25 protein-coding genes and 1 pseudogene are annotated in these 26,533 nt (G+C 67.1%); 21 read left to right on the top strand and 5 right to left on the bottom strand.

Annotation, left to right across the window (positions count from 1 at the left end):
• Positions 1-82: 82 nt before the first annotated feature.
• From HCC78_RS07525 to HCC78_RS07510, 4 genes are all read right to left on the bottom strand, one after another.
• On the bottom strand, positions 83-370 hold the full coding sequence (locus HCC78_RS07525; protein WP_172328130.1) for a hypothetical protein: 288 nt from the start codon (positions 368-370) through the stop codon (positions 83-85).
• Positions 371-511: 141 nt separating this feature from the next.
• A complete protein-coding gene (gene der / locus HCC78_RS07520) occupies positions 512-1,972 on the bottom strand; it encodes a ribosome biogenesis GTPase Der (protein ID WP_172328129.1) in 1,461 nt (486 codons plus the stop codon).
• 48 nt (positions 1,973-2,020) lie between these two features.
• Positions 2,021-3,442, bottom strand: a complete 1,422-nt coding sequence (locus HCC78_RS07515; protein ID WP_253949092.1) for a PQQ-like beta-propeller repeat protein — start codon at positions 3,440-3,442, stop codon at positions 2,021-2,023.
• Positions 3,443-3,447: 5 nt separating this feature from the next.
• Entirely contained in the window at positions 3,448-4,098 is a 651-nt protein-coding gene (locus tag HCC78_RS07510; protein ID WP_172328127.1) for a tetratricopeptide repeat protein, read from the bottom strand.
• Positions 4,099-4,281: 183 nt separating this feature from the next.
• On the opposite strand from HCC78_RS07510, the gene HCC78_RS07505 reads away from it, so the two are divergent.
• From HCC78_RS07505 to HCC78_RS07475, 7 genes are all read left to right on the top strand, one after another.
• Positions 4,282-5,397: an efflux RND transporter periplasmic adaptor subunit gene (locus tag HCC78_RS07505; protein WP_172328126.1), complete on the top strand. Its 1,116-nt coding sequence runs from the start codon at positions 4,282-4,284 to the stop codon at positions 5,395-5,397.
• Positions 5,394-8,948, top strand: coding sequence for an efflux RND transporter permease subunit (locus HCC78_RS07500; protein WP_172328125.1), 3,555 nt, complete (start codon positions 5,394-5,396; stop codon positions 8,946-8,948). The genes HCC78_RS07505 and HCC78_RS07500 overlap by 4 nt, the downstream gene beginning before the upstream one ends.
• Positions 8,949-8,987: 39 nt before the next feature.
• On the top strand, positions 8,988-9,647 hold the full coding sequence (locus HCC78_RS07495) for a DUF2161 domain-containing phosphodiesterase (protein WP_172328124.1): 660 nt from the start codon (positions 8,988-8,990) through the stop codon (positions 9,645-9,647).
• Between the two features lie 265 nt (positions 9,648-9,912).
• Entirely contained in the window at positions 9,913-10,797 is an 885-nt protein-coding gene (gene nifH / locus HCC78_RS07490; protein ID WP_172328123.1) for a nitrogenase iron protein, read from the top strand.
• A gap of 88 nt (positions 10,798-10,885) precedes the next feature.
• The gene (gene nifD, locus HCC78_RS07485; protein WP_172328122.1) at positions 10,886-12,397 is read left to right on the top strand and encodes a nitrogenase molybdenum-iron protein alpha chain; all 1,512 of its coding nucleotides are present in this window, start codon (positions 10,886-10,888) and stop codon (positions 12,395-12,397) included.
• Between the two features lie 190 nt (positions 12,398-12,587).
• Positions 12,588-14,129, top strand: coding sequence for a nitrogenase molybdenum-iron protein subunit beta (nifK, locus tag HCC78_RS07480; protein WP_172328121.1), 1,542 nt, complete (start codon positions 12,588-12,590; stop codon positions 14,127-14,129).
• Positions 14,130-14,356: 227 nt separating this feature from the next.
• Positions 14,357-15,493: a cytochrome-c peroxidase gene (locus HCC78_RS07475; protein ID WP_172328120.1), complete on the top strand. Its 1,137-nt coding sequence runs from the start codon at positions 14,357-14,359 to the stop codon at positions 15,491-15,493.
• Here the strand turns inward: HCC78_RS07475 and HCC78_RS07470 are convergent, their stop codons facing one another.
• On the bottom strand, positions 15,494-15,913 hold the full coding sequence (locus HCC78_RS07470; protein ID WP_172328119.1) for a DsrE family protein: 420 nt from the start codon (positions 15,911-15,913) through the stop codon (positions 15,494-15,496).
• A gap of 263 nt (positions 15,914-16,176) precedes the next feature.
• On the opposite strand from HCC78_RS07470, the gene nifE reads away from it, so the two are divergent.
• The 14 genes and pseudogenes from nifE to cysE all read left to right on the top strand — a co-directional run bounded on the left by nifE (position 16,177) and on the right by cysE (position 26,529).
• Positions 16,177-17,751: a nitrogenase iron-molybdenum cofactor biosynthesis protein NifE gene (gene nifE, locus HCC78_RS07465; RefSeq protein ID WP_253949086.1), complete on the top strand. Its 1,575-nt coding sequence runs from the start codon at positions 16,177-16,179 to the stop codon at positions 17,749-17,751.
• A complete protein-coding gene (gene nifN / locus HCC78_RS07460) occupies positions 17,751-19,136 on the top strand; it encodes a nitrogenase iron-molybdenum cofactor biosynthesis protein NifN (protein ID WP_172328118.1) in 1,386 nt (461 codons plus the stop codon). The genes nifE and nifN overlap by 1 nt, the downstream gene beginning before the upstream one ends.
• Entirely contained in the window at positions 19,111-19,590 is a 480-nt protein-coding gene (nifX, locus tag HCC78_RS07455) for a nitrogen fixation protein NifX (RefSeq protein WP_172328117.1), read from the top strand. Before nifN ends, nifX begins: the two co-directional genes overlap by 26 nt.
• Position 19,591: 1 nt before the next feature.
• A complete protein-coding gene (locus HCC78_RS07450) occupies positions 19,592-20,065 on the top strand; it encodes a NifX-associated nitrogen fixation protein (RefSeq protein WP_172328116.1) in 474 nt (157 codons plus the stop codon).
• A gap of 73 nt (positions 20,066-20,138) precedes the next feature.
• A complete protein-coding gene (locus tag HCC78_RS07445) occupies positions 20,139-20,342 on the top strand; it encodes a CCE_0567 family metalloprotein (protein WP_172328115.1) in 204 nt (67 codons plus the stop codon).
• A gap of 31 nt (positions 20,343-20,373) precedes the next feature.
• Positions 20,374-20,682 (top strand): ferredoxin III, nif-specific, encoded by a 309-nt coding sequence (gene fdxB / locus HCC78_RS07440; protein WP_172328114.1) that lies wholly within the window; start codon positions 20,374-20,376, stop codon positions 20,680-20,682.
• Between the two features lie 34 nt (positions 20,683-20,716).
• Positions 20,717-21,220 carry a nitrogen fixation protein NifQ gene (locus HCC78_RS07435; protein WP_253949085.1) on the top strand — a complete coding sequence of 168 codons (504 nt, stop codon included), beginning with the start codon at positions 20,717-20,719 and terminating at the stop codon, positions 21,218-21,220.
• The gene (locus HCC78_RS07430; RefSeq protein ID WP_172328113.1) at positions 21,177-21,665 is read left to right on the top strand and encodes a hypothetical protein; all 489 of its coding nucleotides are present in this window, start codon (positions 21,177-21,179) and stop codon (positions 21,663-21,665) included. Before HCC78_RS07435 ends, HCC78_RS07430 begins: the two co-directional genes overlap by 44 nt.
• Positions 21,666-22,006: 341 nt before the next feature.
• Positions 22,007-22,327 carry an iron-sulfur cluster assembly accessory protein gene (locus HCC78_RS07425; protein WP_172328112.1) on the top strand — a complete coding sequence of 107 codons (321 nt, stop codon included), beginning with the start codon at positions 22,007-22,009 and terminating at the stop codon, positions 22,325-22,327.
• Positions 22,328-22,339: 12 nt separating this feature from the next.
• Positions 22,340-22,912 (top strand): annotated as a pseudogene (gene nifU, locus HCC78_RS33150) (Fe-S cluster assembly protein NifU); the annotation flags it as partial.
• Positions 22,910-23,383: a NifU family protein gene (locus HCC78_RS34450; RefSeq protein ID WP_371743793.1), complete on the top strand. Its 474-nt coding sequence runs from the start codon at positions 22,910-22,912 to the stop codon at positions 23,381-23,383. The pseudogene nifU and the gene HCC78_RS34450, both read left to right, overlap by 3 nt.
• An 11-nt stretch (positions 23,384-23,394) precedes the next feature.
• Complete coding sequence (gene nifS, locus HCC78_RS07415) at positions 23,395-24,615, top strand: cysteine desulfurase NifS (RefSeq protein ID WP_371743791.1); 1,221 nt, start codon at positions 23,395-23,397, stop codon at positions 24,613-24,615.
• 13 nt (positions 24,616-24,628) lie between these two features.
• Complete coding sequence (nifV, locus tag HCC78_RS07410) at positions 24,629-25,816, top strand: homocitrate synthase (RefSeq protein WP_172328110.1); 1,188 nt, start codon at positions 24,629-24,631, stop codon at positions 25,814-25,816.
• Positions 25,813-26,529: a serine O-acetyltransferase gene (gene cysE / locus HCC78_RS07405; protein WP_172328109.1), complete on the top strand. Its 717-nt coding sequence runs from the start codon at positions 25,813-25,815 to the stop codon at positions 26,527-26,529. The genes nifV and cysE overlap by 4 nt, the downstream gene beginning before the upstream one ends.
• The last annotated feature ends 4 nt before the right edge of the window (positions 26,530-26,533 follow it).

Genomic DNA, 26,533 nt, shown 5'->3' with positions numbered 1-26,533 from the left:
GCTTCTCACGCTTTCCGGCCATTCCGCAGTCTTCCTGTCCACCGAAATCCAACCGGACTTCACGCATCGTGGGTGGACCACTTCAAAGGGGCTCGCTCAAGCGCGCCCCGCTCATGTATCGCGGCTCTCCCCGCGTGGAGACCGCCGCAAGGCAGATCTCGTGCCCGTCCATGCGGAACTTGGCCGGGAACTTGCGGGCATCGATTTCCACCTGCCACCATTGCAGCGGCCGGTCGTCGATCATCCGCCGGGTGAACAGGGCCTGCTCGTTGATCTCCTCGGCGATGCGGTCGCTGTCGAGCGGCTGGCCCGCGTGCATCAGCACGTATTCCATCGCCTCGTGCAGGTAGAGTTCTCCGGTCCTTGCCATGTTTCCGTCTCCGTGTGACGCGCCTTAGCGCCTTGCGGAGGCCATGAAAGACCGGACGAGGTGAAATCGTGGTTAATGCGATCCGGCGCGGGAAGACGGCCCGATGGAAAAAGCGCCCCGGCTTAGACCGGGGCGCTGTCTTCATTTCCTCAGATGCTTGTTCAGCCGCGAGGGCGTCGATTTCTTGCGGCCCTTGTAGGGGTTCGCGTCGCCCTGCCCGCGGAACCACAGCCGGATCGGCGTGCCCGGCATGTCGAAATCCTGCCGCAGCCCGTTCACCAGATAGCGCTTGTAGGCATCGGGCAGCTTGTCGGGATGCGAGCACATCACCACGAAGCCCGGCGGCCGGGTCTTGGCCTGGGTCATGTAGCGCAGCTTTATCCGCCGGCCGCCCGGCGCCGGCGGCGGATGGGCTTCCAGCATCGAGATCAGCCAGCGGTTCAGCTGCGCGGTCGGGATGCGGCGGTTCCAGGTCATGTGCGCCTTCTCGATCGCCTCGCGCAGCCGGTCCATGCCGCGCCCGGTCTTGGCCGAAAGCGTCACCAGCGGCGCGCCGCGCAGCTGCGGCAGCAGGCGCTCGAACGCGTCCTTCAGCTCGTGCAGCTTGTCCTGGCGGTGGGTCTCGAGGTCCCATTTGTTGATGCCGATCACCACGGCGCGGCCCTCGCGCTCGGCGAGATCGGCGATGCGCAGGTCCTGCTGCTCGAACGGGATCTCGACGTCGAGAAGCACCACCACCACCTCGGCGAAGCGCACCGCGCGCAGGCCGTCGCTGACGGACATCTTCTCAAGCCGGTCCTGGACCTTGGCCTTCTTGCGCATGCCGGCGGTGTCGAAGATCCGCACCGGACGGCCGTCCCAGTCGACCTGCACGGAAATCGAGTCGCGGGTGATGCCGGCCTCGGGTCCGGTCAGCAGGCGGTCCTCGCCGAGCAGCTGGTTGATCAGCGTCGACTTGCCCGCATTCGGGCGGCCAACGACGGCGACCTGCAGCGGCTTGGTCGGGTCGTAATCCGGGATCTCCTCGCCGTCCTCGTCCGAAACGTCGATATCGGTCTCGGGCGCGGTTTCGGCGGCATCCGCGGCCGCGGCGGCCATTTCCTCGGCATGCTCCTCGACCAGCGGCTGCAGGAAGGCGTAGAGTTCCGCCATGCCCTCGCCATGCTCGCCCGAGATCTGCAGCGGTTCGCCCAGGCCCAGCGAATAGGCCTCCAGCGCGCCGGCGGCGCCGGCGGCACCCTCGGCCTTGTTGGCCGCGAGGAGCACGGTCTTGGCGCGGCGGCGCAGGATTTCGGCGAAGAGCTCGTCATTGGCCGTCACGCCCGCGCGGGCGTCGATCATGAACAGGCAGGCATCGGCCATGTCGACGGCGCGCTCGGTCAGGCGGCGCATGCGCCCCTGCAGGCTGTCATCGGTGGCGTCTTCCAGGCCGGCCGTGTCGATCACGGTGAATTTCAGGTCGCCAAGGCGCGCCTCGCCCTCGCGCAGGTCGCGCGTCACGCCCGGCTGGTCATCGACCAGCGCCAGACGCCGGCCGACGAGACGGTTGAACAGGGTCGACTTGCCCACATTGGGGCGGCCGACGATGGCGAGCTTGAACACCTTTGGCCCTCCTGAAGGATCAGGCGCCGTCCTTAGCGCATTCCGCCGTCAACGGAAAGCGCGAAGCACGCCGTCCTGGGTCAGGATGTAGAGCGTGTTGCCGTCGACGATCGGCGCTGCCGCGGCGGGCGCCCCGAGCTGGGTCGCGCGCAGCAGCGCGCCGCTCGCCGGATCGATCTCGCGCAGCAGCCCGTCGGAGGAGGCGAGGATCAGCCGCCCGCCCGCGAGGACCGGCCCGTAATGGACGAAGACATCCTTGCGGCGCTTGACCTTCTCGGCTTCGAACAGCGGCAGGGTCGCGGACCAGACGGTGGACCCGTCCGAGGCGTTGACGCGCAGGAGCTGCCCCTCGTCCGAGACCAGGAAGAGCGATCCGCCCGCCTCGATCACCGGACCGGTGGCGCCCTCCAGCGACGTCCACAGCCGGTCGCCGCTGGCCGCGTCGAGCGCAGCCAGGCGGCCGGCCTCGGTGGCGACGAAGACGGTGCCGTTCGACACGACCGGGCTGTTCGGCACTTCGCCGAAGGCCCCGTAGGCGCGGCCGGTGCGGCTGCCTGCCAGCGCGCCGGACCAGAGGCTGATCCCGGCCTGGCGCAGCACCGAGGTCAGCTCGCCATTGCCGAAGGGGAAGATCACGGCATTGCCCGACAGTACCGGCACGCCGCTGCCCAGCACCGAGGCGGGCGCGGCGCTGCCTTCGATCTGCCACAGGATGCGGCCGTCCTTCAGGTCGACCGCGGAACCGAACCCGTCGCGCGAGGTCAGGTAGACCAGGCCGCCGGCAACCATGGGCGCCGCAGTGGTGGCGGCGCCGAAATCCTGCACCCAGGCCTCCGCTCCGCTGGCCGCGGACAGCGCGTGCAGGCGGCCGAAGCCGGTGGTGACCAGGAGCGTGCCGCCCTCGACGGCCAGACCGCCGCCGACCACGGTGCCGGGCTTCTCGCCCGCCGGAACCAGAGATTTCGACCAGACGATCGCCCCGCTCGGCGACAGCGCGCTGACCGTCATGGCGCTGTCGAGCACGAAGACCAGCCCGCCCGAGGCGACCGGTGCCGCGCTCAGGCGCTGGCGCTTGCTGGCGCCCTCGCCGATCGGCGTCGCCCAGGCCTGCACCAGCCCGGCGCTGCGCAGCTGCGCATGGGGCGCGTCATGGCGGGCATTCTGGGCGGTCTGCGGCCAGGACCCCAGCGCCTGCGCGGCAGGCAGCGAGATCGCCTTGGCCCCGCCCGCCACCGAATAGCCCGGCATCGGGATCACCCGCGGCGGCTGCGGCGCGGGCTGGCCGGCGGAGGTGTCGGCGCCGGTGGCCAGAACCGCCTCGGCCTGGTCGAGATCGCGCAGGCCGAAGCGCTCGCCCGGGAGCACCTCCTCGTTGCGCGAACAGGCCCCGAGGGCCAGCGACAGAAGCACGGCGGCCATCGCCGCCTGCCCGGTCCGGCCGCTGCTGCGCGGCAGTCTCACGCCGGCCATGGCGCTCACGAAGCCTCCGGATCGCCGCCGAGCGCGACCGTCAGCTGCAGGGCGCGCTGGCGCTGGCCTGCCGACGATTCGGCATCCGCGCGCAGTTCGGCCAGATCGGCCAGGGCCAGATCCGTCTTGTTCTGCTCGACATAGATCAGCGCGCGCAGCTCCAGCGCCGACAGCCGGAAGGCATGGCCCGGTTCCAGCAGCGGGGCGAGCACCTCGAGACGCTGGTCGGTGGTCAGGCGGTTGTCGGGCAGCATCGTCACCTTGAGCCGGGCGATGTCGCGGTAGAGCAGGCTGACCGTCTCGTCGGCGATCAGCGCCTGCAGCATGTCGGTGGCCTTCTGGCTGTCGCTCAGCGCCATGTCCCCGGCTGCGGTCAGGTTGCGGATCGCCACCTGGTCGCCGGAGGCCTGCACCTGTTCGACCGCCAGCGCGCGGACCTGCGGATCTTCGGAGGCAAGCGCGCCCAGCATGCTGTCGCCGAAGGCTTCGGCCACGGCCTCGGTCTGCGACTTCTGCCAGTCCCAGTAGCCGACGCCGCCGACTCCGGCCACGACCGCCACGACGGCAATCCAGCCATAGCGGCGGGCAACCAGGTAAAACCGGTCGCGGCGGACTTCCTCGGCGACCTCGTCAATGAAACTGTCTGGACTGCTCACAGGTCTCTCCCGTACGTTCCGTGCCGTCTTACAGCCAAACGGCGAAAAATGCCAAGACCGGCCAAGAGCTTTTGGCGCGGTGTCTTGAAGCGCTGCCGCCGCGCGCCTAAACTGAACTGCATGGTTCAGTCGCGCAGGGAGCAAGCCGCGCGGCCGAGCGGGAGCAAGGATCAAGGAGCCCGGATGAGACTTCTGCCAATCGTGACCGCCCTGATCGTGGCGGCCGTGCTCTACGGGCTGGTCTTCGAGCGCGACGCGCTTCGCGCAATCGTGAGCGGCCGTGCACCCGAAGCCGAGGCCCCTGCCGCCGCGCAGGCCGCGGCGCCGCAGACTCTGGACGCCGCCGGACAGGCCGCGATCGACGTGGTGGTGCTGGACAGCGCCGCGCAGGCCGTGGGCAACCGGATCGTGCTGCGCGGCCGCACCGAGGCGGACCGGCAGGTCGAAGTCAAGGCGCAGATCGCCGGGCTGGTGATCTCCGAGCCGAAGCCCAAGGGCAGCTTCGTGGAGAAGGACGAGGTGATCTGCGAGATCGACCCGGGCACCCGCCCCGCCGATCTGGAAGAGGCCAGGGCGCAGCTTGCGGAGGCCGAGATCTCGAATACCGCGGCCGAGCGGCTGTCCAAGGGCGGCTACACCTCCGAGACCCAGGCGGTGGCCTCGCGCGCCGCGCTGGAATCCGCCCGCGCCGCCGTGGCGCGCGCCGAGACCGAAATTTCGCGGCTGAAGATCGCCGCGCCCTTTGCCGGGCTGCTGGAAACCGACAGCGCCGAGCTCGGCAGCCTGATGCAGGCCGGTTCCGCCTGCGCCACGGTGATCCGGCTCGACCCGGTCCGGCTGGTGGGCTTCCTGCCCGAAACCCAGGTCGACCAGGTGGAGACCGGCGCGGCGGCAAGCGCGCGCCTGGCCGACGGAACGGTCAAGGAGGGCACGGTCAGCTTCGTCGCCCGCTCCGCCGATGCCGCGACCCGCACCTTCCGCGTGGACATAGAAGTGCCGAACCCGGATTTCTCGGTGCGCGACGGCCAGACAGCCGAGATCGCCATCGAGGCCGAGGGCACGCGCGCCCACCTGATCCCGCAATCCGCGCTGACGCTGGACGATGACGGCACGATGGGGGTGCGGGTGGTGGATGACGCCAGCCGGGCGCGTTTCCTGCCCGTGCGCATGCTGCGCGACACCGGCGACGGCATGCTGGTCGCGGGGCTTCCCGACCATGTGCGGATCATCACGCTCGGCCAGGACTACGTCACAGACGGGGTCGAGGTCGTGGCCCATGCGCCGGAGGACGGCTCTTGACCGGGCTCGTCGACTGGGCGGCCGGCCGGGCACGGATGATCGTCGCGTTCATCGTGCTCTCGCTGGCTGCGGGGGCCTATTGCTACGCGACCCTGCCGAAGGAGGGCGAGCCCGACATCGAGATCCCGATGCTCTTCGTCTCCGTGCCTTTCCCCGGCATTTCCGCGACCGACAGCGAGAAGCTGCTGGTGCGGCCGATGGAGACCGAGCTCAGCGATCTGGACGGGCTGAAATCCATGAAGGCGACGGCGGCGGAGAACTATGCCGGGATCGCGCTGGAATTCGAGTTCGGCTGGGACAAGACCAAGATCATGGCCGATGTGCGCGACGCGATGAACAGCGCCTCGGCGGATTTCCCCGATGGGGCGGAGCAGTACTCGATCAACGAGATCAACTTCTCCGAATTCCCCATCGTCATCGTCTCGCTGACCGGCGAGGTGCCCGAGCGCACGCTGGTGCGGCTGGCCAAGAGCCTGCAGGACCGGCTGGAATCGCAGGACGCGGTGCTGGAGGCCGTTCTGGCCGGGTCGCGCGACGAGATGGTCGAGGTGGTGATCGACCCGATCAGGCTGGAGGCCTACAACGTCACCGCCGCCGAGCTGATCAATGTCGTTCAGAACAACAACAAGCTGATCGCGGCCGGCGAGATCCAATCCCCGACCGGCGCATTCTCGCTGAAGATCCCGTCCTCCTTCGACGAGAGCCGGGATCTCTTCAACCTGCCGGTCAAGACCAACGGCGACCGTGTCGTGACATTGTCGGATCTGGCCGATATCCGCCTGACCTTCGAGGACCGCGCGGGCACCGCGCGCTTCGACGGGCAGAAGACGGTCGCGCTGCAGGTGGTCAAGCGCAAGGGCTTCAACCTGATCGAGACCGCCGCCATGGTCCGCGACATCGTTGCCGAGGAACGCGCCACCTGGCCGCCCGAGCTGCAGGACGCCGTCTCGGTCGAGACCTCGAACGACCAGAGCTATACGGTCGCCTCGATGATTTCCCAGCTCGAGGGATCGGTGCTGACCGCCATTGCGCTCGTCATGATCGTCGTCCTCGCCTCGCTGGGCGGGCGACCGGCGCTGCTGGTCGGCTTCGCGATCCCGACCTCCTTCCTGCTGTGCTTCGTCTTCCTCGCCGTCATGGGCGTGACGATTTCCAACATCGTGATGTTCGGGCTGATCCTCGCCGTCGGCATGCTGGTCGACGGCGCCATCGTCGTGGTGGAATACGCCGAGAGCCGGATCGATGACGGCCAGGGACCGATGCGCGCCTATGTCGAGGGCGCCAAGCGGATGTTCTGGCCGATCGTCAGCTCCACCGCCACGACGCTCTGCGCCTTCCTGCCGATGCTGTTCTGGCCGGGCGTCGCCGGCGAGTTCATGGGGATGCTGCCGGTCACTCTTATCTTCGTGCTGTCGGCCTCGCTGATCGTGGCGCTGGTCTACCTGCCGGTAATGGGCGGCGTCGCCGGACGCATCAACCGTAGCTTCCACCATACTTCCGAAACCCTGCGCGGACTGGCTTGGCCGTTGCGCGCGGGCCTGCTCGCGCTGGCCATCGTCCTGACCTGGGCGGGGTTCCGCGGGCTCCTGACGCCTTCGGGCGCCATGCCGGCGCTGCCCGCGCTGGCCTTCGTCGCCGGACTGTCGGCCACCGCCATCGCGGCCGGGTCGCTGCGCCGTCCGCCGCGCGAGGACCGGCTGCAGGCGGGCTACCGCCGGACGCTCTTCGGCCGCTTCATCGCCGCCATCGCCGGGAACCCGGTGATGCCGCTCGTCACCATCGCCGCCGTGATTGCCTTCGTCGCCGCGGTCTTCATGACCTACGGACAGAAGAACTACGGCGCCGAGTTCTTCGTCGAGACCGAGCCGGAACAGGCGATCGTCTATGTCCGCGCCCGAGGCAACCTGTCGGTCGACGAGAAGGACGCGCTGGTGCGCCGGGTGGAAAAGGAGGTGCTGGCCACCGAGGGCGTCGCCTCGGCCTTCTCCTTCGCGGGCGACGGCGGTCTCAATTCCGACCGCGGCGGCGGCGAGGGACCGCGCGACGCGATCGGCCAGGTCCAGTTCGAGACGCTGCAATGGGACGACCGGCCGACCCTGCCCTTCGACGGCCCGTGGTGGCAGCGCCTCCTGCTGCGCGAGGTGCCGGACCCGTTCTACGACGGCAATGCCGTGCTTGCCCGGATCGAGGACCGCCTGGCCGGCATTCCGGGCATCTTTGCCGAAGTCTCCGAGCTGGCCCAGGGGCCCGGCGAAGGCAAGCCGGTGCATCTTAGGCTGATCGGCACCGATTTCGATGCCATCGCCGAAGCCGCGCAGTCGGCGCGTGCTCAGATGGAGGGCATGGCGGGCTTCACCGCGATCGAGGACACGCTGCCGCTGCCGGGCATCGACTGGGAGATCGATGTCGATGTCGAGGCGGCCGGGCGCTACGGCGCCGATGTCGCGACGGTCGGCGGCATGGTCCAGCTCGTCACCCGCGGCATCCTGCAGGGCACGATGCGCGTCGACAGCTCCGACGAGGAGATCGAGATCCGCACGCGGCTGCCCGAGGAATACCGCCTGCTCTCGACGCTGGAGACGCTTAAGCTGCGGACCTCCGAGGGCCTGGTGCCGCTGACCAACTTCATCTCCATCCGGCCGGTGCCGAAGCTGGCCCAGATCGACCGGATCGACCAGAAGCGGTACTACGACGTCAAGGCGGACATCCTGCCCGGCCTGGAGAACGACGCGGGCCAGCCGATCACCGCCAACGAGCGGATCGCCAAGCTGACCGAGTGGCTCGGCAGCAATCCCCTGCCCGCGGGCGTCACCTGGGAGTGGACCGGCGACCAGGAGGAGCAGCAGGAGACCGCGGACTTCCTCGGCAAGGCCTTCCTCGCCGCGCTGTTCCTGATGTTCATCATCCTGCTGGCGCAGTTCAACAGCCTGTACAATTCGGTGCTGGTGCTGCTGGCCGTGGTCCTCTCCACCGCGGGCGTGCTGATCGGCATGCTGGTGATGCAGCAGCCCTTCAGCTTCATCATGACCGGCACCGGCGTGGTGGCCCTGGCGGGGATCGTGGTGAACAACAACATCGTGCTGATCGACACCTACCAGGAGTTCAGCCGCTACATGCCGCGGATCGAGGCGATCATCCGCACGGCGGAGGCGCGGATCCGTCCCGTGCTGCTGACCACGCTGACCACCATGGCCGGCCTCATGCCGATGATGTTCGGGCTCTCGCTCGACTTCATCAATGGCGGCGCGACGATCGACAGCCCGACCGCGCTGTGGTGGAAGCAGCTGGCCACGGCCGTGGTCTTCGGCCTCGGCATCGCCACCGCGCTGACCCTGGTCTTCACCCCCGCGATGCTGGCGGCTCGGGTCTGGGCCAACACCTACGCGCTGGCGTTCCTGCGCTGGATCGCGCGCTGGTCGGGCGGCCGGGGCAGCCGCGCGGCCGAGGACTGGCTGCTGCGCCGCCGCGCCCGCAGGGCACCTGCACCGGAAATCCTCTGGGACACGGACCTGCCCGCATCGGACCCGGCGCGGCTGCGCGCGGCAGAGTGACTCTGGCGGGCGGCCGGCGGCTCGGCTAGGGTCGCGGACATGCCCGCCCCCTGCCGCGAAACCGATCTCTATGCCCCGCTCAAGGCCTTCCTGGAGGCTCAGGGCTACGAGGTGAAATCCGAAGTCGCCGGGGCCGACATCGTCGCCTGCCGCGGCAGCGAGGAGCCGGTGATCGTCGAGATGAAGACCGGCTTCTCCCTGGCGCTGTTCCACCAGGGAATCGCGCGCCAGGCTGTCAGCGAGGCGGTCTATCTGGCCGTTCCCCGCGCCACGACGAAGGCGTTCCGCGACAATGTCGGACTCGCGCGCAGGCTCGGTCTCGGCGTGCTGTCGGTGCGGCTTGCCGACGGCTTCGTCGAACCGGTCTGCGATCCCGGCCCGTTCCAGCCGCGCCGCGTGCCGAAGAAGCGCGCCCGGCTCCTGCGCGAATTCGCCCGCCGCGAGGGCGATCCCAATACAGGCGGCCATCGCGGCATGATCGTGACCGCCTACCGCCAGGATTGCGAGCGCCTGCTCCGCCTGCTGGCGCAGGGCGGCGCGATGCGGGGCGCCGAGGCCGCGAAGGCCGCGGGCGTGCCCGCCGCCACCGCCATCCTGGCCGCCAACCACTACGGCTGGTTCGAGCGGGTCTCGCGCGGGGTCTACGCGCTGACCCCCGACGGCGAGACCGCCGCCGCCGGGCTGCCCGCGCAGGGCTGATCCTCCGCCCCATTGTCCGCCTCGTTCCCGTGCGGCGGAGCTTCCGGACCGGAAAAGCGGCCGTGCTGCGGGGCGGCGGACCATTGTCGGTGCATTGTCGGCTTTCCCACACCGCCGATTTTCCGGGCACGGTCTTCGCTCTCGACTGAATTCATTCGGTAATTTCCGGGTCCGAAAGCTGGCACGCTGCCTGCTCTATGTTCTGCGAGCGCGGCAATGGGGCCGTCTCGAAGATCAAAGACGACCTTACAAAGGAACTTAAGCAATGAGCGACCTCCGTCAGATCGCCTTTTACGGCAAGGGTGGCATCGGCAAGTCCACCACCTCGCAGAACACGCTGGCTGCCCTCGTGGAGCTGGACCAGAAGATCCTCATCGTCGGCTGCGACCCGAAGGCAGACTCGACCCGCCTGATCCTGAACTCGAAAGCCCAGGACACCGTCCTTCACATGGCTGCCGAGATGGGCTCCGTCGAGGATCTCGAGCTGGAAGACGTGCTGAAAGTCGGCTTCAAGGACATCAAGTGCGTTGAATCGGGCGGCCCGGAGCCGGGCGTCGGCTGCGCCGGCCGCGGCGTCATCACCGCCATCAACTTCCTGGAGGAAAACGGCGCCTATGACGACGTCGACTACGTCTCCTACGACGTTCTCGGCGACGTGGTCTGCGGCGGCTTCGCCATGCCGATCCGCGAGAACAAGGCCCAGGAAATCTACATCGTCATGTCGGGCGAGATGATGGCGCTCTATGCTGCCAACAACATCTCCAAGGGCATCCTGAAATACGCCAACTCGGGCGGCGTCCGCCTGGGCGGCCTGATCTGCAACGAGCGCCAGACCGACAAGGAACTGGAACTCGCCGAAGCCCTGGCAGCCCGCCTCGGCTCCAAGCTGATCCACTTCGTGCCGCGCGACAACATCGTGCAGCACGCGGAACTGCGCCGCCAGACCGTGCTCCAGTACGCACCGGAGTCCCAGCAGGCCCAGGAGTACCGCTCGCTGGCCAACAAGATCCACAACAACTCGGGCAAGGGCGTCATCCCCTCCCCGATCACGATGGAAGAGCTGGAAGAGATGCTGATGGAATTCGGCATCATGCAGTCGGAAGAAGAGCGCCTGGCAGCGATCGCTGCCTCGGAAGCCCAGGCTTCCTGATCCCGGCCCCGCTAACCGCCGGACCGGCCCCCTGGGCCGGTCCATAGCCCCCCACATTCCCCAAGCACGCGAAATAGGAGCCAAAAGAATGGCCAAAGATCACGTCGGCGGGTCGGAAGACTACGAAGCCCTCATCGAAGAGGTGCTCGCAGCCTACCCCGCGAAATCCGCGAAGCGTCGCGCCAAGCACCTCACCGTTGCAAAGGCGACCGACGAAGAGCCCGATGCAACCACCGGTATCGCCTCCAAGTGCGACACCCAGAAATCGAACATCAAGTCGGTTCCCGGCGTGATGACGATCCGTGGCTGCGCCTATGCCGGCTCCAAGGGCGTCGTTTGGGGCCCCGTCAAGGACATGGTCCACATCTCGCACGGCCCGGTCGGCTGCGGCCAGTACTCCTGGTCCCAGCGCCGCAACTACTACATCGGCAAGACCGGCGTGGACAGCTTCGTGACGATGCAGTTCACCACCGACTTCCAGGAGAAGGACATCGTCTTCGGCGGCGACAAGAAGCTTGCCAAGACGATCGACGAGATCGAAGAGCTCTTCCCGCTCAACAACGGCGTCACCATCCAGTCGGAATGCCCGATCGGCCTGATCGGCGACGACATCGAAGCCGTCGCCAAGCAGAAGAACAAGGAACATGGCAAGACCATGGTGCCTGTCCGCTGCGAAGGCTTCCGCGGCGTGTCCCAGTCGCTGGGCCACCACATCGCCAACGACGCCGTGCGCGACTGGGTCTTCGACAAGGAAGACAGCGACGCGGTCAAGGCCTACGAGCCGGGCCAGTACGACGTCAACGTGATCGGCGACTACAACATCGGCGGCGACGCCTGGGCCTCCCGCATCCTGCTGGAGGAAATGGGCCTGAACGTGGTCGGCAACTGGTCGGGCGACGCGACGCTTGCCGAGATCGAGCGCGCGCCGAAGGCCAAGCTGAACCTCATCCACTGCTACCGGTCGATGAACTACATCTGCCGCCACATGGAAGAGAAGTACGGCATCGAATGGATGGAGTACAACTTCTTCGGACCGAGCCAGATCGCAGCCTCGCTGCGCGCGATCGCCGCGAAGTTCGACGAGACCATCCAGGAGAAGTGCGAGGCGGTCATCGCCAAGTACCAGCCGCTGGTCGACGAGGTCATCGCCAAGTACCGTCCGCGCCTCGAAGGCAAGTCGGTCATGCTCTATGTCGGCGGCCTGCGCCCGCGCCACGTCGTCACCGCCTATGACGACCTCGGCATGGTCATCGCCGGCACCGGCTACGAGTTCGGCCATGGCGACGACTACAAGCGCACCGGCCACTACGTCAAGGAAGGCACGCTGATCTACGACGACGTCACCGGCTACGAGCTGGAGAAGTTCATCGAGAAGATCCGCCCCGACCTCGTCGGCTCGGGCATCAAGGAAAAATACCCGGTGCAGAAGATGGGCATCCCGTTCCGCCAGATGCACAGCTGGGACTATTCGGGCCCGTATCACGGCTATGACGGCTTCGCCATCTTCGCCCGCGACATGGACATGGCGATCAACAACCCGGTCTGGGGCCTCTACGACGCGCCCTGGAAATCCGCTCCGGAAGCGATCGCCGCCGAGTGATCGGCACCGCGGTTCCAAAATGAAACCGCACCGGTTGCAACCTGCAACCGCAGACAGGACCAAGACCGCCTGATCCCTCGCAGGCGCTGGTCCGGCGGCCGGGCACGTCCCCAATGGCCCGGCCGCCCCCCTTTTCCCTCTCAACCCTGGCGCGTCTCGGAATGCGGACGGCCATAGAAGGAATGCATCCATGCCCCAGTCGGCAGACAAAGTGCTCGATCACGCACCGCTCTTCCAGCAGCCCGAATACAAGGAGATGCTGAAGAACAAGAAGGTCCAATACGAATGCGGCCATCCCGACGAGATGGTCAAGGAAATCGGCGACTGGACCAAGTCGTGGGAATACCGCGAGAAGAACCTGGCCCGCGAAGCGCTGACCGTGAACCCGGCGAAAGCCTGCCAGCCGCTGGGCGCCGTCTTCGCCGCCGCCGGCTACGAGCAGACCATGAGCTTCGTGCACGGCTCCCAGGGCTGCGTCGCCTACTACCGCTCGCACCTCAGCCGCCACTTCAAGGAGCCGTCCTCCTGCGTGTCCTCCTCGATGACCGAGGACGCGGCCGTGTTCGGCGGCCTCACCAACATGGTGGACGGCCTGGCAAACACCAAGGCGCTCTACAACCCGAAGATGATCGCCGTCTCGACCACCTGCATGGCGGAAGTCATCGGCGATGACCTGTCCTCCTTCATCGCCCAGGCGAAGCAGAAGGAATCCGTGCCGGAAGATTTCGACGTTCCCTTCGCGCACACCCCCGCCTTCGTCGGGTCCCATGTGGACGGCTACGACAACATGCAGAAGGGCATTCTGAGCCACTTCTGGGAGAAGGCCGAGCGCACCGTCACCGGCTCCATCAACATCATCCCGGGCTTCGACGGCTTCGCCGTTGCCAACATCCGCGAGATGAAGCGCCTGCTGGCCGAGATGGGCGTCGAGGACTACACCATCCTGGGCGACGTCTCCGACGTCTACGACACCCCCTCGGACGGCGAGTTCCGCATGTATGCCGGCGGCACCAAGCTGGATGACGCCAAAGCCGCGCTGAACGCAAAGGCGACCCTGTCGCTGCAGGAGTACAACACGCCGAAGACGCTGGAATACTGCGCCGACAAGGGCCAGGAAACCGCTGCGCTGCACTACCCGATGGGCATCCAGGCCACCGACGAGTTCCTGATGAAGATCAGCGAGCTGACCGGCAAGGAAATCCCGGAGAGCCTGCGCATGGAGCGCGGCCGCCTGGTCGACGCCATGGCCGACAGCCAGGCCTGGCTGCATGACAAGACCTTCGCCATCTACGGCGATCCGGACTTCGTCTACGGCATGGCCCGCTTCCTGCTGGAAATGGGGGCGCAGCCGAAGCACTGCCTCGCCACCAACGGCGGCAAGAAATGGGCGAAGAAGATGGAAGACCTGCTGGCCTCCTCGCCCTTCGGCGCCGGCTGCCAGGTGTGGCCGCAGAAGGACCTGTGGCACATGCGCTCGCTGCTGGCGACCGAGCCGGTGGACATGCTGATCGGCAACTCCTACGGCAAGTACCTGGAGCGCGACACGGGCACCCCGCTGATCCGCCTGATGTTCCCGATCTTCGACCGCCACCACCACCACCGCTTCCCGACCTTCGGCTACCAGGGCGCGCTGACGGTGCTGGTCAAGATCCTCGACACGATCTTCGACAAGCTCGACGACGACACCATCATCCCGGGCGAGACCGACTACTCCTACGACCTCACCCGCTGAGACATGCCCAGCCAGGCCGCGCCCCGGCACGGCCGAGCCAGGCACGGGGGGCCGGCGCGGATTTCCGCCCGGCCCCTTCTTCCGTTCCGCCCCCGCGCGGCGCATCCCGCCCGGGAATGAGGCAGCCGACCTGCGGAACCGGCGTTGGCCTGCCCCGGATTGATCTCGATCAAGGTTGCGGCGCCAAAGACCTAGCTTTATAGTCAGGTAAAGTTCGGAGACACCGCATGCGACGAGTCACAGCCCTGGCCCTAGCGGCCGCCATGACCCATGCCCTGCCCGCCGCTGCGGCCCAGGACGCCCCCTATCCCAGTCTCGAGGCACTGGGCGAGGCGCTGTTCTTCGACACCGCGCTTTCGGCGAACCGGACCCAGTCCTGCGCGACCTGCCACGATCCCGATACCGCCTTCTCCGATCCCCGCGGCGCCGCCTCGCCGGGCGATGACGGCGTGTCGCTGGGCGACCGCAATGCGCCCTCCGCCGCCTATGCCGCCTTCTCGCCCGCATTCCACCGCAAGGAAAACGGCCGCTTCGCCGGCGGGCAGTTCTGGGACGGCCGCGCGGGCAAGCTCGAGGACCAGGCCGGCGGCCCGCCCCTGAACCCGATCGAGATGGGCATGAAGGACAAGGCCGCCGTGGTTGCCCGGCTGCGCGAGAACCCGGACTACGTGGCGGGCTTCGGCAGCTATTTCGGCGAGGGCGCGCTGGCGGACACCGACAGCGGCTACGCGGCGATGACCGCGGCTCTGGCCGCCTTCGAGCGCACGCCGGAACTGGCCCCCTTCGACAGCAAGTACGACCGCTACCTGCGCGGCGAGGCGGAGCTGACCAAGGAGGAGGAACTCGGCCGCCTGCTGTTCTTCTCCCAGCAGTTCACGAACTGCAACCAGTGCCACCAGCTGCGCCGCTCGGCCGTCGACAGCCGGGAAACCTTCACCAGCTACGAATACCACAATATCGGCACGCCCGAGAACGCCGCGCTGCGCGGCATGAACGGCGTCGCGGCCGGCACCGTGGATGACGGGCTGCTGGCCAACCCGGAAGTCGACGACCCGGCCGAGCGCGGCAAGTTCAAGGTGCCGTCCCTGCGCAACGTCGCCGTCACCGCGCCCTACATGCATAACGGCGTCTTCGAGGATCTGCGCACGGTCGTGCTGTTCTACAACAAGTACAACACGAAGAACCCCGAACGGCTAGTCAATCCGGAGACCGGCCAGCCCTTCGGCCCGGCGCCGGTGCCCGGCACGCTGTCGATGACCGAACTGACCGCAGGGCCCGCGCTCGACGACCAGCGCATCGACGCGATCGTCGCCTTCCTGAAGACCCTGACCGACGCCCGCTACGAGCCGCTGCTGGACAACTGATCAGGGCCGCACATAGGCATAGCCCTGCTTCTGCAGCTCCATCAGCTTGACCACGCCCGAAGGCACGATCTCGGCCTCGTCCACCAGCTCGATGTCGTGCCCGGCCTTCGCGCTCATCGCCGCATGGGTGTTTCCGCAGGCGTCGAAGCGGATGTTCGGCATCTCAAGCGACATCGTGGCGATGCGGTCGGCGACCGGGCTCTTGTCCTTGACCAGCATGTTCAGCCCCGGCCCGTAGGCGACCAGCTCGATCACCACGTCGTCGCCCTGCTCGGCGTAGTAGGAGGCGACGTTCTGGGCGTTGTTCAGCGCCATGTTCATCACCTGCGGATCGTTCTCGTCGACATGGATCGCCAGGTAGTGGGTTTCGGCCAGGGCCGGAGACGCCGCCAGGACGGCGGCCAGGATCGCGCGTTTCATTCGGTTGTCCTCCCTTAGACAGGTGCAGGCTACAACCGGAGCGTGCATCCGGAAACAGCTTTGTTCGGGACGCCCCCGCTTTGTCGGAACCACGACAAACTGCCATGCCATCAGCGGCGGCACCCGGCGGTTTCACGTCAAAACCGCCACGCAAGACATTGATTTCAAGCCTTCCCTCATGAGGCTCCTACCCTTGGCACAGACCGTGCTTGCTACCCCGTGGAAACGCAGTCCCGGCAAGGGACCCAGTGAACAGGGGTTTGATGACGATGGCAGATGCGCTGAAGGACAAGATCCAGGACGTTTTCGACGAACCGGCTTGCGGCACCAATATCAGCAAGTCAGAGCAGCAGCGCAAGAAGGGCTGCGCCAAGCCTCTGACCCCCGGGGCGGCCGCAGGCGGCTGCGCCTTCGACGGCGCGAAGATCGCGCTGCAGCCCATCGTCGATGTCGCCCATCTGGTCCATGCGCCGCTGGCCTGCGAAGGCAATGGCTGGGACAACCGCGGCGCCGCGTCTTCCGGCTCCGAGCGGTACCGCACCGGCTTCACCACCGACCTGACCGAGATCGACATCGTCATGGGCCATGGCGAACGCAAGCTCTTCCGCGCGATCAAGGAGCTGGTTGCAAAGGAAAACCCCCCGGCGATTTTCGTCTATTCGACCTGCGTCCCCGCCCTGATCGGCGACGACATCGACGCGGTCTGCAAGGCGGCGACAGAGAAGTTCGGCACGCCCTGCATCCCGATCAACGCGCCGGGCTATGTCGGATCGAAGAACCTCGGCAACAAGCTCGCGGGCGAAGCGATGCTGGACCACGTGATCGGCACGCTTGAGCCCGAGGAATGCACCCCCTACGACATCAACATCGTCGGCGACTACAACCTCTCGGGCGAGCTCTGGCAGGTGAAGCCGCTGCTCGACAAGCTTGGCATCCGTATCCTCGGCTCGCTCTCGGCGGACGCTCGCTACAGGCAGGTCGCGATGATGCACCGCGCCAAGGTGACGATGATGGTCTGCTCCAAGGCGCTGATCAACGTCGCCCGCAAGCTTGAGGAGCGCTGGGGCGTCCCCTTCTTCGAAGGCAGCTTCTACGGCATCTCCGACACGTCCGACAGCCTCCGCCAAATGTGCCGCATCATGGTCGAGCAGGGCGCCGACCCCGAACTGCTCGACCGCTGCGAGAAGCTCATCGAAGAGGAAGAGCGGAAGATATGGTTGCAACTTGAAACCATGCGGCCGCGCGTCGAGGGCCGCAAGGTGCTGCTCTATACCGGCGGGCACAAGTCCTGGTCGGTCGTCTCCGCGCTGCAGGAACTGGGCATGGAGGTCATCGGCACCTCGGTTCGCAAGGCCACCGAAGAGGACAAGGAGCGCGTCAAGGAGATCATGCAGACCGACGCGCACATGTTCGACAACATGGCGCCGAAGGACATGTACCGCGTGCTGAAGGAAGCCCAGGCCGATGTCCTGATGTCGGGCGGCCGGTCCCAGTTCGTGGCGCTGAAGGCCAAGATGCCCTGGGTCGACGTGAACCAGGAGAAGCACGAGCCCTATGCCGGCTACATGGGCATGGTCGATCTCGTCCGCGCCATCGACCGCGCGGTGAACAACCCGATGTGGGCGCAGCTGCGCGAACCCGCGCCCTGGGAGGGCGACCTGTCAGATATCGGCCCGATGCCGCCCTTGAAGGGCGCCTGTCCGGTCACCGGCATCAAGGGCCAAGGCCCGGCCGTCGTGCCCATGGCGCGCCCGGCCAGGACGCCGGAACTCGCCGCCGCCGGGACCGGCTTCCTCGGTGCCTCCGCCAACCCGACCGATTTCGAGGATGACTGCTGATGGCGAAGATCACCCACCCCAAGCGCGCGCTCTCGACCAATCCGCTGAAGAGCTCCACGCCGCTCGGCGCCGCCCTGGCCTATCTGGGCATCGAGCGCGCCATCCCGCTGTTCCACGGCTCCCAAGGCTGCACCGCCTTCGCCATGGTCCATCTCGTGCGCCACTTCAAGGAAGCGGTGCCGCTGCAGACCACGGCCATGAACGAAGTTTCCACGATCCTCGGCGGTGCCGACCAGATCGAGGAAGCCATCGAGAACCTGCGCAAGAAATCCAATCCGCGCTTCATCGGGATCGCTTCCACCGCGCTGACCGAGACCCGCGGCGAGGACGTGATGGGCGAGCTGAAGGAGATCGTCCGCCGCCGCGACGATTTCGCCGACACGGCGGTCGTCTATGCCTCCACCCCCGATTTCGAAGGCGCGCTGGAGGACGGCTGGGCAAAGGCGGTCGAGGCGATCATCGACGCGCTGGTGCCCGAGACCACCGAGCGTGACCCCGACCTGCGCCAGGTCAACCTGCTCTGCGGCAGCCACCTGACCCCGGCCGAGGTCGAGGAGCTCGTGCGGCTGATCCGGGCCTTCGGCCTCTCGCCCATCGTCCTGCCCGACATTTCGACCTCGCTCGACGGCCATGTTTCCGACGACTGGCGCGGCACCTCCCTGGGCGGCACCACGATCGAGGATATCGGGCGGATGGACCGCTCCGCCTTCACGCTGGCCATCGGCGAGTCGATGCGCGGCGCGGCGAAGAAGCTCGAGGACCGCGCGCTGGTGCCCTTCCGGGTGTTCCAGTCGGTCACGGGACTCAAGCCGGTCGATGCCTTCATCCGCACGCTGATGTCGCTGGCCGGGCTGCAGGATGCGCCGCCCTCGATCAAGCGCGAGCGCTCGCGCCTCATGGATGCATCGCTGGACGCGCATTTCCATACCGGGGGGTTGCAAGTTGCAATCGCCGCCGATCCGGACCTGCTCTTTGCCCTGAGCTCGACGCTCGCAGGCATGGGCGCCGAAATCGTCACCGCCGTTTCCACCTCCCAGCACAACCCGGTGCTGGAGCGGGTCCCCGCCGATGAGGTCGTGATCGGCGATCTCGGCGATTTCGAGGACCTGGCCCGCGCCGCCGGTGCAAGGATCCTGGTGACCCATTCCCATGGCCGCCATGCCGCGCATCGCCTGCACCTGCCGCTGGTGCGCGCGGGCTTCCCGATCTTCGACCGGATCGGGGCGCAGGACATCTGCCGTGTCGGCTACCGCGGCACGCGCGCCTTCCTCTACGAGATCGCGAACACCGTCCAATCCATCCACCACCGCGCGACGCCCGAGGATTTCGGCGCCGCCCCCATTCCAGAGGAGTTCGACCATGTCCCGCACGCTCAGACTTGTTGAATCCGAAGCCACGGAGGCGGAAGGCAAGCCTCTGCGCGTGGCGATCGCGACCAACGACATGGAAAACCTGAACGCGCATTTCGGCTCGGCCAAGAAATTCGCAGTATATGACGTCACCAAGACCGGGCACGCCTTCGTCGAGGTGCACGAATTCGCCAAGTTCACCAAGCAGTCCGGCAAGCATGACGACCAGGACGACAAGATCACCCCGAAGATCGAGGCGATCGCAGGCTCCGCGATCCTCTTCGCCCTCGCCGTCGGCGGCCCCTCGGCCGCGAAACTGGTGAAAGCGGGGATCCACCCGATCAAGCGCAAGGGTCCGGAGCCGATCACAGAGGTGCTGGAGCAGGTCCGCATTATGCTGAACGGCACCCCGCCGCCCTTCCTGCGCAAGATCCTCGGCACCGAACAGAAGCCCGATTTCATGGACGATTACGAAGAGGAGACGGTCTGACATGGCCACCGAAACCCTGGACGGCCCGCGCGGCGGCGAGATGACCGACAGCCCCTTCCTGAAGCAGCTTTCGGCGGTGATCCGCGCCGAGGACAGCTACGGTACCTGGGACGACAAGTCCGATGCCGAGCTGATGGCGGAATTCATCGTCACCAAGGAAGAGCGCCGCGAGATCCCGATCATCGGCGATCCGGACCCCGACGTGATGTGGCGCATCACCAAGTTCTACGACGCGATCGGGCTGCTGATCGAGAAGCAGACCGGCTGCATGGCCAGCCAGATGCAGAAGATGAGCCATGAAGGCTTCGGCCGGATCGTGCTGATCGCGGGCAAGCTCTGCGTGGTGTCCAAGCACCTGCGCGACGTCCACCGCTTCGGCTTCGAGACCTATGCCAAGCTCGGCGAGGCAGGCGAGAAGATCACCGCCGACGCTGTCGCCACTATCGGGAAATTCCCCGAGGCCTCAAAGGCCTGAAGGACGCTTTTCAAGTGCAACCGCCCTTTGCGGGGCGGTTGCGCAAGTCCACTGCGAGACGAGGAGACACGCGATGTCCGTCGAAGAACTCGAAGCCCAGGTGAAGAAGCTCTCGATGCGCTCCACCAATGCCAAGATGAACCTGCATGACCTCTCGGAGGAGCTGCCGACCGACTGGGAGAAGATCCCCGAGGTCGCTGCCGAGACCTTCGAGGTGTTCAAGGAACTGGCCGCAGCGCGCAAGGCGCTGAAAGAGGCCAAGAAAGCCACCGCCTGATTTCTGGCCCAGCCGACAAGGACCCTGACCGATGCCCATGACCGCGCTTACCCGTGGGGGAACCGAGTACATCCCCGAATTCCTGATGGCGATCGACGCCGAGAAATGCATCGGCTGCGGCCGCTGCTACAAGGTCTGCGGCCGCGATGTCATGGGCCTCGGCGGCTATACCGAGGACGGCGCGCTGCTGATCCCCGGCACCGAGGAATTCGAGGAGGACGAGGACGAGATCATCAAGCGCGTGATGGTCATGACCAACGCCGATGCCTGCATCGGCTGCGGCGCCTGCAACCGTGTCTGCCCGTCCGATTGCCAGACCCATGCGCCTCTCGACGCCTGAAATCCGCGTCCCGGCAGGGATGCAGGCGGAACGGATGCTGATCAGCTCCGACTTTGCCTGCATCTTCGACCACGCGCTGAAGGAGCGGGCGCAGGGCAAGGGCAGCCTGCCCGAGCTTCTGGGCCTGCCGCCGGGCGCGCTGGCAAAGCTCGCGGCGCGCTGGTTTCCCTATGCAACCCTGCCCGATCTCGATCTGCAACCGCCTGCGCCGCTCTCCGACCAGGAGGCGATACAGAAGCTGCTTTTGTGGCGCGGCGGACGGCTGGACGCGGAAACCCAGTGGCTGGCGGCCATCATCGCGCGCCGCGCGATGGAGACGTCGCATCTATGGGAAGATCTCGGCCTTGCCGCCCGCCCCGCCCTGTCCTCGCTGATGCGCCGCCACTTCCCGCGCCTCTTCGAGGCCAATTCACAGAACATGCGCTGGAAGAAGTTCTTCTACCGCCAAATCTGCGCGGACAAGGATTTCGCGCTCTGCCTGAGTCCGACCTGCGATGACTGCCCTGAATACAGCGACTGCTTCGCCCCGGCCGAGTGAGGGGCTGGCGCTCCTTGCCGGTGCCGAGGCCGCCCGCACCAGGCCGCTCGAAAGCGCTGCCGCGATCCGCGCCGCGCTGGAAGCCTCTCCCGAGGACTGGCGGGTGCGCCTCGCCGCCTACCGGTTCTTTTTCTACAGCCATGACCATGCCGAAGCGCTGGAACAGGCGAACGTGCTGGTGCGCCATGCGGCGCGGCAGCTGAACATCGCCGCGGACTGGCGGGATGTCGGCCCGCAGGATGCCGGATTCACCGAGTTCGAGTTCGGGCCGGGCCTCTACATGCAGGCGCTGGTGGCGCTCGGCTTCTGCGCGGCCAAGCTGCACCGCGACGATCTCGCCCATGAGGTCCTGTCGAAATCGGGCGAGCTCGACCCGACCGACCGCTTCGGCGGGCTGTGGCTGCTGCGGCACATGGAGGCCCGTGACGCCGCCCTGGAAGAGTGAGCCCAGCAGCCTGTCCTGCCCGACCGGGGCGCCGCCTGACCGCGGCGCCCCGTCGCGCATCCGTGGCCCGGGGTTTCAACTTGCAACCACCGCCGCGCGGCAGGGCCGGCAGACTGTCTTCCTTCGGCTCCTGCAGGCGCAACCGTCCGCGGAAAACAGGCGTCCAGACCGCCTGTTTCGCACAAAGGCGACAAAACCGCTTTGTCGCAAAGTTTGCAATGTCGCGTGCCAACTTCGCACCAAACGCCATTCAAGCCATTGCCTTCCATAACATTTAAGACTTGGCACGGTAGATGCTTGGTTTCCCTCCGAACGCAGACGCACCTGAACAGGAGAGAGACATGCTGGCAATTACCGAAAGCGCCCAGACCGCCATCAAATCCGCCATCGACGGCGCCGGACAGCCGGTCGCCGGGCTGCGCGTCATGGTCCAGGGCGGCGGCTGTGCAGGGCTGCAATACGGCATGGCGCTGGAGCTCGAAATCCAGTCCGACGACGCCGTGATCGAAGCCGGTCCCGTCAAGGTCCTGGTCGATCCGGAAAGCCAGGCGCACCTGTCCGGCACCACCATCGATTTCGTCTCGGGCCTCGAAGGCTCGGGCTTCGTCTTCAACAACCCCAATGCAAGCAGCAGCTGCGGCTGCGGCAAATCCTTCTGCTGAGGAGCCAGCCCAATGTGGGAATATACCGACAAGGTCAAGGATCACTTCTTCAACCCGCGCAACGCCGGCGCCATGACCGACGCGAATGCGGTCGGCGAGGTCGGATCGCTGTCCTGCGGTGACGCGCTGAAGCTGATGCTAAAGGTCAACCCGGAAACCGAGGTCATCGAGGACGCCAAGTTCCAGACCTTCGGCTGCGGTTCGGCCATCGCCTCCTCCTCCGCCCTGACCGAGCTGGTCATCGGCAAGACCGTCGACGAGGCCCGCAAGCTGACCAACCAGGACATTGCGGAATTCCTCGGCGGCCTGCCGCCCGAGAAGATGCACTGCTCGGTGATGGGCCAGGAAGCCCTGACCGCCGCGGTCGCCGCCTACAAGGGCGAGGCGATCGACGAGGACGATCACGAGGAAGGCGCGCTGATCTGCAAGTGCTTCGGCGTCGATGCCGGCATGATCGAGCGGGCGATCCGCACCAACAAGCTGACCACACTGGAGATGGTGACCTTCTACACGAAGGCCGGCGGCGGCTGCAATTCCTGCCGCGAGCCGCTGGAAGAGCTGCTGGCCGACACCAACCAGGCGATGGTCGCCGAGGGCCTGATCAAGGCCGAGGAAGCCTTCATCTTCGGCTCCGCCCCGGTGCCCCAGAAGAAGAAGAAAGTCACCGGCTTCGTCATTCCCGACACGCCCGTCGCCGCGCCGACCGGTCCGGCCCAGCCCTCCGCGCCTGTCCAGATCGCCATGCCCGCCGCCCCGGCAGCAGCCCCGGCCGCCGTGGCCGTCGCCCCCGCCCCGGCACCGGCGGCGCCTGCAGGCCTGTCCCCGGCCAAGGAAGCCATCCTGGTCGCCAAGCTGATCGACGAGATGCGCCCCACCTTCAAGCGCGACGGCGGCGATGTCGAACTTCTGGATATCGAAGGCAACATCGTGATGGTCCACCTGACCGGCGCCTGCTCGGGCTGCCAGCTGGCGACCCAGACGCTGGGCGGCATCCAGAAGATCATCTCCGAGGCACTGGGCCGTCCGGTCCGGGTCATCCCCGTGGCAAAGACCTGAGGAGCCGACCGATGAAAGACATGACCGAGGTCACCCCCGTCTATCTCGACAACAACGCCACGACCCGCGTCTGGCCGGAAGTCGTCGAGGCGATGCTGCCCTATTTCTCCGAGCAGTTCGGCAACGCCTCATCGATCCACGCCTTCGGGTCGGAAGTCGGCGGCGCGCTGCGCGAGGCACGCCGCTCGCTGCAGGCACTGATCGGCGCGGAATTCGATCACGAGATCATCTTCACCTCCGGCGGCACGGAATCGAACAACACCGCGATCCGCTCCGCGCTGCAGGTGCAGCCGGGCCGAAACGAGGTGATCACCTCCGCGGTCGAGCATCCGGCGATCCTCAGCCTCGTCGACTGGCTGGAAAAGCATGAAGGCGTCGTCGTGCACCGCATCGGCGTCGACAAGCAGGGCCGTCTGAACCTCGACGAGTACCGCGAGAAGCTCTCCGACAAGACCGCCGTGGTCAGCTTCATGTGGGCCAACAACGAGACCGGCACGATCTTCCCGGTCGATGGCCTTGCCGAACTGGCGCACCGGCATGGCGCGCTGTTCCATTGCGACGCGGTCCAGGCCGTCGGCAAGGTTCCGATCGACGTGAAGAACACCGACATCGACATGATGTCGCTGAGTTCGCACAAACTGCACGGTCCGAAGGGCCTTGGCGCGCTCTACCTCAGGAAGGGCACCCGGTTCCGTCCGCTCCAGCGCGGCGGCCACCAGGAGCGCGGGCGCCGAGGCGGCACCGAGAACGCGCCGGCGATTGTCGGTCTCGGCAAGGCGGCGGAAATGGCCATGGCCACCATGGCCGCGGACATCGCCCGCATGTCCGCGCTGCGCGACAAGCTGGAAAAGGGCCTCGTCGCCACGGTCGGCCATTGCTTCGTCACCGGCGATCCGCTCGACCGGCTGCCGAACACCTCGACCATCGCGTTCGAGTACATCGAGGGCGAGGCGATCCTGCTGAAGCTGAACCAGGCAGGCATCGCGGCCTCTTCCGGCTCGGCCTGCACCTCCGGGTCGCTCGAGCCCAGCCATGTGCTGCGCGCGATGGACATCCCCTTCACTGCCGCCCATGGCGCGATCCGCTTCTCGCTCTCCCGCGAGACGACGGAGGAGGAGATCGACCGGGTCCTGGCCGTCGTGCCGGAGATCATCGCCGGTCTGCGCGTGATGTCGCCCTTCTGGTCGGCTGACGGCGCGTCGCCCGAAAACTTCGATCCCGCTTACGCCTGAGGAGCCTGACGCGATGTCCCCGGTTCTCGATTTCCCCGCCCTGACCAACCGTCCGGCCATGATCTGCGACACCACTCTGCGCGATGGCGAGCAGACGGCGGGCGTGGCCTTCACCTTCGAGGAGAAGCTCGCGATTGCCCTGGCGCTGGACGAGGCGCGCGTGTCCGAGATCGAACTCGGCGTGGCGGCCATGGGGCCGGAGGAAGTTGCCGAGATCCGGGCCATCGCGTCCGAGCTGCGTCATGCAGAGCCTGTCGTCTGGTGCCGCCTGCGCATGGCGGATCTGGACGCGGCGCAATACACAGGGGTGCGGCGGCTGCATTTCGCCGTGCCCACTTCCGAGCGCCAGCTGGTCGGCAAGCTGAAGGCCGACCGCGACTGGGCGCTGCGCGAGACCGCCGCGCTGGTCTATACCGCCACCTCCCGCGGCTTCGCCGTTTCGGTCGGCGCGGAGGATGCCAGCCGCGCCGATCCCGACTTCATCCTGGACCTTGCCCGCGTCGCCAAGGCGGCCGGCGCGATCCGCTTCCGCCTGGCCGATACGCTGGGCCTGATGACCCCCTTCACGGCCCATGCGCTGGTCGCAAGGCTGGCGCCGAAGATCGACCTGCCGCTGGAATTCCACGCGCACAACGATTTCGGCATGGCGACGGCCAACACCCTGGCTGCCTGGCAGGCCGGAGCCGACTACCTGTCGGTCACCGTCAACGGCCTGGGCGAGCGGGCCGGGAATGCCGCGCTGGAGGAAGTCTCCGCCGCGCTCGATGCCGAGGAGATCCCGACCGGCATCGACCTGCGCCGCCTGCTGCCGCTGTCGCTTCTGGTCGCCCATGCTTCCGGCCGACCGCTGCCGCCGAACAAGCCGATCGTCGGCGAATACGTCTTCTCCCACGAGGCCGGCATCCATGTCGATGCCATCCTCAAGAACCGCGACACCTATCAGGACCCGCGCGTGGCGCCGCAGAAATTCGGCCGCGCCCACAGGCTGACGGTCGGGAAGCATTCCGGAATGTCCGGACTTCAGGCCGCGCTCGCCGCCAACCACCTGCCGAGCGATTCCGAGACCGTCCGGCGGGTCCTGCCCCTTCTGCGCGGCTGGGCCAATGCCGCCAAGCGCGAAGCCCTGCCCGAGGACCTCGTCTCGCTGATCTCCATCGCCTGGTCGATCGAGGAAGCCGAAAGCCGGGGGCGCGCCTCATGAGCCTCTGGTCGCTGATCACCTCCGACTTCCGCTCGATCCGGGAACGCGACCCGGCGGCACGCGGCAAGATCGAAACCGCGCTGGTCTATCCCGGCCTGCATGCCGCCGTGGCGCACCGGGTCTCCCACGCGCTCTGGCAGAGCGGCTGGCGCTTTCCGGCGCGGTTCCTCGCCTACCTGTCGCGCGCCGTGACCGCGATCGACATCCACCCGGGCGCGAAGATCGGCCCCGGCTTCTTCATCGACCACGGCGCCGGCGTGGTGATCGGCGAGACCGCCGAGATCGGCACCAATGTCACGCTCTATCACGGCGTCACCCTGGGCGGCGTCAGCTGGTCGCCGGGCAAGCGCCACCCCACCCTGGGCGACAACGTCATGGTCGGCGCGGGCGCAAAGATCCTGGGCCCGATCACCGTCGGCGCGGGCGCGCGCGTCGGCGCGAACAGCGTCGTCGTCTCCGAGGTGCCGCCCGAAGCCACGGTGATCGGCATCCCGGCAAGGCTGGTGATGACCGACGCGCCGAAATCGAATTCGCCCTACCGGGTGGACCTGAACCACCACCTCATGCCCGACCCCGTGGGCCGCTCGCTCGCCCAGCTCGCCGACCGCGTCGCCTTCCTCGAGGCCCGCCTGATCCGGCACGAGCGCATCGAGCGCCAGCCCGTTCCCAAGCCCCAGACCTGCACCGATCCGCAGCTCGAGAAAACCCACTGACAAA

Source organism: Mangrovicoccus sp. HB161399 (assembly GCF_013184745.1).
Classification (GTDB): Bacteria; Pseudomonadota; Alphaproteobacteria; order Rhodobacterales; family Rhodobacteraceae; genus Mangrovicoccus.
The sequence above is the reverse complement of the archived record's forward strand: the minus strand, read 5'-3'. Positions and strand labels throughout refer to the sequence as shown.

What these genes read in the sequence shown, in the direction of transcription:
- HCC78_RS07525 (WP_172328130.1), bottom strand. Translation starts at nt 370, where the DNA reads ATGGCAAGGACCGGAGAACTCTACCTGCACGAGGCGATGGAATACGTG.
- HCC78_RS07515 (WP_253949092.1), bottom strand. Translation starts at nt 3,442, where the DNA reads ATGGCCGGCGTGAGACTGCCGCGCAGCAGCGGCCGGACCGGGCAGGCG.
- HCC78_RS07505 (WP_172328126.1), top strand. Translation starts at nt 4,282, where the DNA reads ATGAGACTTCTGCCAATCGTGACCGCCCTGATCGTGGCGGCCGTGCTC.
- HCC78_RS07495 (WP_172328124.1), top strand. Translation starts at nt 8,988, where the DNA reads ATGCCCGCCCCCTGCCGCGAAACCGATCTCTATGCCCCGCTCAAGGCC.
- nifH (WP_172328123.1), top strand. Translation starts at nt 9,913, where the DNA reads ATGAGCGACCTCCGTCAGATCGCCTTTTACGGCAAGGGTGGCATCGGC.
- nifD (WP_172328122.1), top strand. Translation starts at nt 10,886, where the DNA reads ATGGCCAAAGATCACGTCGGCGGGTCGGAAGACTACGAAGCCCTCATC.
- nifK (WP_172328121.1), top strand. Translation starts at nt 12,588, where the DNA reads ATGCCCCAGTCGGCAGACAAAGTGCTCGATCACGCACCGCTCTTCCAG.
- HCC78_RS07475 (WP_172328120.1), top strand. Translation starts at nt 14,357, where the DNA reads ATGCGACGAGTCACAGCCCTGGCCCTAGCGGCCGCCATGACCCATGCC.
- HCC78_RS07470 (WP_172328119.1), bottom strand. Translation starts at nt 15,913, where the DNA reads ATGAAACGCGCGATCCTGGCCGCCGTCCTGGCGGCGTCTCCGGCCCTG.
- nifE (WP_253949086.1), top strand. Translation starts at nt 16,177, where the DNA reads ATGACGATGGCAGATGCGCTGAAGGACAAGATCCAGGACGTTTTCGAC.
- nifN (WP_172328118.1), top strand. Translation starts at nt 17,751, where the DNA reads ATGGCGAAGATCACCCACCCCAAGCGCGCGCTCTCGACCAATCCGCTG.
- nifX (WP_172328117.1), top strand. Translation starts at nt 19,111, where the DNA reads ATGTCCCGCACGCTCAGACTTGTTGAATCCGAAGCCACGGAGGCGGAA.
- HCC78_RS07450 (WP_172328116.1), top strand. Translation starts at nt 19,592, where the DNA reads ATGGCCACCGAAACCCTGGACGGCCCGCGCGGCGGCGAGATGACCGAC.
- HCC78_RS07445 (WP_172328115.1), top strand. Translation starts at nt 20,139, where the DNA reads ATGTCCGTCGAAGAACTCGAAGCCCAGGTGAAGAAGCTCTCGATGCGC.
- fdxB (WP_172328114.1), top strand. Translation starts at nt 20,374, where the DNA reads ATGCCCATGACCGCGCTTACCCGTGGGGGAACCGAGTACATCCCCGAA.
- HCC78_RS07435 (WP_253949085.1), top strand. Translation starts at nt 20,717, where the DNA reads ATGCTGATCAGCTCCGACTTTGCCTGCATCTTCGACCACGCGCTGAAG.
- HCC78_RS07430 (WP_172328113.1), top strand. Translation starts at nt 21,177, where the DNA reads ATGACTGCCCTGAATACAGCGACTGCTTCGCCCCGGCCGAGTGAGGGG.
- HCC78_RS07425 (WP_172328112.1), top strand. Translation starts at nt 22,007, where the DNA reads ATGCTGGCAATTACCGAAAGCGCCCAGACCGCCATCAAATCCGCCATC.
- HCC78_RS34450 (WP_371743793.1), top strand. Translation starts at nt 22,910, where the DNA reads ATGGTCGCCGAGGGCCTGATCAAGGCCGAGGAAGCCTTCATCTTCGGC.
- nifS (WP_371743791.1), top strand. Translation starts at nt 23,395, where the DNA reads ATGAAAGACATGACCGAGGTCACCCCCGTCTATCTCGACAACAACGCC.
- nifV (WP_172328110.1), top strand. Translation starts at nt 24,629, where the DNA reads ATGTCCCCGGTTCTCGATTTCCCCGCCCTGACCAACCGTCCGGCCATG.
- cysE (WP_172328109.1), top strand. Translation starts at nt 25,813, where the DNA reads ATGAGCCTCTGGTCGCTGATCACCTCCGACTTCCGCTCGATCCGGGAA.